A 2,849-nucleotide genomic window follows, 5' to 3' on the forward strand; every position below is an offset into this window, starting at 1 on the left:
CTCATCCTTACCCAGAAACACCGCCTGCTGTTTCCGGGCCTGCTCCGTGGAAAAATCGGCCAGCGCGTTAACCGGTACCGGCTCCCCGAAATGCAGGTGGCGGACGTCTGTCATTTCTCCGGTCCGCTGGCTGCTGCGCCGGCTCTCCTGATTCAGTTTCGCGTTCACCGCCTCGTCAGCGGCCGCAAAATGACCATCAAGCAGCAGGAACGCCAGCAGCCGCGCCAGAAGGACGCCGGCGACAAGCCCTCCGGCACACCAGGCTATCCCGAACAGGTTAGCCGGCTGCAGCAGGTAATAATCTGCGTTCGCATAGAGGTCCGGGCGCAGGACGGTTTCTCCCCAGCTCTCGATAAACACGGCGACAACCAGCCCCCCCAGAAGGGCCAGACCGGCAGCGCCGGTCAGCCAGTACGCGTAGTTCCAGACATGTCGCCGTGCCCTGACCATCCGCCCGGGTGAATCCAGCGAGGCCAGCACCGAAAATGGCACAGTCCGGTTATTATCGCGCTTATAGCGATCGGCATACTCCCGCCGCGCCTTATGGCTCAGCCCCACAAAACGCATTCGGCCGGCCCAGAGTTCAGCCAGACCGAAAAACAGGCCGATAACCAGAAAAAAACCGGCCAGACTGTAATACTCCCGGTACAGCCAGCTGACCCACGGGTAAATCTGCCGGGCCAGCTCCGGGATATGCCACTGCCAGGCAAGCGAATCCGTATTAAACATGCAATCTCTCTCCTTCAGACGACGGGTTTACCGGCGTGATGCGCAGCCCCCGCTGCACAAGCCGCGGACATGCCCCAAGGCATGGCGGCGGCGGTCACGTCCGTGGTGATTGCGTTCAGCTTTCACCGCGGAGGCCAGCCTCTTTCCGCCCCATGCGGAAAAGGCGCAGCCCCGGAGGAACAACGAGCACGCCCCAGCGTGTGAGAGGAAAAGGCGGCACCCCAGTGCGGTCTTTTCCGGTGTTCCGGCCCCCGTCAGAGTTCGCCATAGCGAGCGGCTGACCACCCGCAAAATCAGGAGCAGCTTTGCTGCTTCGTCAGGTGCGTCCAGCACCGTGGATTTTTGTGGGTGGTCAGGCGTGAGCCTGACGGGGGCCGGGTGAATTTCTGGCGTGGCCGGCGTCCAGCCGGACAGAGCCAGAAAGAGGGGAAAAGACCGTGCGTCGGTGGCGTCCAGCCAGCGTAAGCAAGGTCTTTTCCCCTGAAGTCAGCCACGCCCCAGCGGGGATGACTTGCATTTCTCCGCAAGGAGAAAAAAGCAACAGAGATAGGTTAACGTAAAATGTTCAGCGAAAAACCGACATGGTTCACCTATCCTGATAATTGATCGTCAGGGAATAGAAAGACTTAATCAGGGGACAATATCCCACATCAGCGCGTCCGGTGACCGTCTTGCAGGTGCCGGGGAAATTGCGCCTCCTCGCTCACTCGGTCGCTACGCTCCGGGCGTGAGACTGCGGCGGGCGCTGCGGACACATACAAAGTTACCCACAGATTCCGTGGATAAGCAGGGGACTAACATGTGAGGCAAAACGGCAGGGCCGCGCCGGTGGCGTTTTTCCATAGGCTCCGCCCTCCTGCCAGAGTTCACATAAACAGACGCTTTTTCGGTGCATCTGTGGGAGCCGTGAGGCTCAACCATGAATCTGACAGTACGGGCGAAACCCGACAGGACTTAAAGATCCCCACCGTTTCCGGTAGGTCGCTCCCTCTTGCGCTCTCCTGTTCCGACCCTGCCGTTTACCGGATACCTGTCCGCCGTTCTCCCTTGCGGGAAGTGTGGCGCTTTCTCATAGCTCACACACTGGTATCTCGGCTCGGTGTAGGTCGTTCGCTCCAAGCTGGGCTGTAAGCAAGAACTCCCCGTTCAGCCCGACTGCTGCGCCTTATCCGGTAACTGTTCACTTGAGTCCAACCCGGGAAAGCACGCAAAACGCCACTGGCAGCAGCCATTGGTAACTGGGAGTTCGCAGAGGATTTGTTTAGCTAAACACGCGGTTGCTCTTGAAGTGTGCGCCAAAGTCCGGCTACACTGGAAGGACAGATTTGGTTGCTGTGCTCTGCGAAAGCCAGTTACCACGGTTAAGCAGTTCCCCAACTGACTTAACCTTCGATCAAACCACCTCCCCAGGTGGTTTTTTCGTTTACAGGGCAAAAGATTACGCGCAGAAAAAAAGGATCTCAAGAAGATCCTTTGATCTTTTCTACTGAACCGCGATCCCCGTCAGTTCAGAGGAGGACGATGGTGCCACCGTTCCGCCCTGAACATCCCGGATATAATTTGCCTGACATGCGGCCAGAAGAAAGCCAGCAACAATCAATATAAAAAGAAAAATAGTCTTTACCTTTTTCATATACTTTCCCTGTATTTAAAGACTCCGGCATTCATCCCTGAACACCGGAAGTCAGTATTTCAAATCATCCTTGATAATTTTTTGTTACCAGTTACCGTCCCGATAATCAAAAGCTATATAACAATTATCCACATCAGGTTTTATTTGATTTTTAAAAAATGGCTGTAGTAAAGGAACCCATTCTTTCTTCAAATCAAACTCACCATTATTAATATTATCCTTTAAAGGCATTCCCAAGCTTTCAATGACAGAACCATCGTCACCAAAGTCTTTAGAATACTCTTCCCCTTTAAACTCTTCAGTTTTCTTATCAAACCATGTCAAACGTAATTTAAGCCCCATATTTACCTCTCAAAGATATTTTTTAATGTTCCGTTTTGGATCTGGCCCTTTAACCTGCTTACCCGTTTTGGGATCAAATGCGCCTAGGTGTTCGCCATCACTGGCACGATACCCTTCAAGCTCACCGTGCTGGGAATCCCATTCA

At 54.4% G+C, this 2,849-nt stretch carries 4 protein-coding genes; all 4 read right to left on the reverse strand.

The genetic code is table 11. From position 1 onward, the window contains the following. Positions 1-729 (reverse strand): hypothetical protein (locus ABD361_RS30200; protein ID WP_344440158.1); only part of this gene is annotated, 729 nt, incomplete at its 3' end. A 1,483-nt stretch (positions 730-2,212) separates the two neighbouring features. Further along, a complete protein-coding gene (locus ABD361_RS30205) occupies positions 2,213-2,362 on the reverse strand; it encodes a colicin release lysis protein (RefSeq protein ID WP_032440454.1) in 150 nt (49 codons plus the stop codon). An 84-nt stretch (positions 2,363-2,446) separates the two neighbouring features. Then, positions 2,447-2,704 (reverse strand): colicin E3-like toxin immunity protein, encoded by a 258-nt coding sequence (locus ABD361_RS30210; protein WP_032440455.1) that lies wholly within the window; start codon positions 2,702-2,704, stop codon positions 2,447-2,449. 9 nt (positions 2,705-2,713) lie between these two features. Then, positions 2,714-2,849, reverse strand: a 136-nt coding sequence (locus ABD361_RS30215; protein ID WP_249507855.1) for a colicin E3/pyocin S6 family cytotoxin, incomplete at its 5' end; no start/stop codon positions are given.

This window comes from Streptomyces luteosporeus, from assembly GCF_039532865.1.
Lineage (GTDB): Bacteria > Actinomycetota > Actinomycetes > Streptomycetales > Streptomycetaceae > Streptomyces > Streptomyces luteosporeus.

What these genes read in the sequence shown, in the direction of transcription:
- ABD361_RS30205 (WP_032440454.1), bottom strand. Translation starts at nt 2,362, where the DNA reads ATGAAAAAGGTAAAGACTATTTTTCTTTTTATATTGATTGTTGCTGGC.
- ABD361_RS30210 (WP_032440455.1), bottom strand. Translation starts at nt 2,704, where the DNA reads ATGGGGCTTAAATTACGTTTGACATGGTTTGATAAGAAAACTGAAGAG.